This is a genomic window from Gilliamella sp. B2923, from assembly GCF_026536565.1.
Classification (GTDB): domain Bacteria; phylum Pseudomonadota; class Gammaproteobacteria; order Enterobacterales; family Orbaceae; genus Gilliamella.
Window position 1 is genome coordinate 1 of record NZ_JAFNNZ010000053.1, and the last position, 733, is coordinate 733.

General features: G+C 35.5%; 1 protein-coding gene. It reads right to left on the reverse strand.

The features are described from left to right. Positions 1 to 131: 131 nt before the first annotated feature. The coding region (locus J3U42_RS12305; RefSeq protein ID WP_267336617.1) for a hypothetical protein at positions 132 to 733 on the reverse strand (602 nt) is incomplete at its 5' end.

A 733-nucleotide genomic window follows, 5' to 3' on the forward strand; every position in this document is an offset into this window, starting at 1 on the left:
GGAGCTTGCATAATTTGGGTAATAAGATCGTCTTTTTTATTTTTATTAATCGGTTGGCTATTCGCCATTTGATTACAACCTATCATCAAGAAGATGATGATAAAGGGTATAACTATCGTTTTCATACTATATTACCCCTTTTTAATTTTAGCCACTTCATCATCTATAAACACCCGATTCACAAGCTCACCATCTTTATAGGTTTCTGTGTACAAAAGTTTGCCTTTTTTGCGGGTGGATAAGATGGGTTCATACAGTTCATTATATTGTTGTTCTAATTGATAACATTTCCAAATACCAACAGGCAGGCCATTTTTGTATTCCGATTCGAGATAAATATAACCGATACCTAGAGGCGCATATTTACTGCCTGTTATCTCTATCCATACCCCCTCGCGAGTATGGTTTTGAACTAAACCTTCCTCTGTATCATTAAGATCTGTATTTTGAAAAGAACCATTAGTATCATAATAGCGGATGAATTTGCCTTGTGGTGTCAGTTGGTATGTTCTTTTTTCGTTAGCAGCACTGTCTGTCTCATCACTACCAAAATCCCTAATAATTATTTTCCCATTATCATAATAGAAAAATCGATAGCTTCTACCCAGATCATTTCCATATTCGTAAGTGGCTGCTAATTTATCCACAATTTGATCAGAGCTGATAGAGATAATGGATTGAAAAATAAGGTGTCTTCCATACTCGCAATGGTTGCATTCTAACTCAAGGTTCT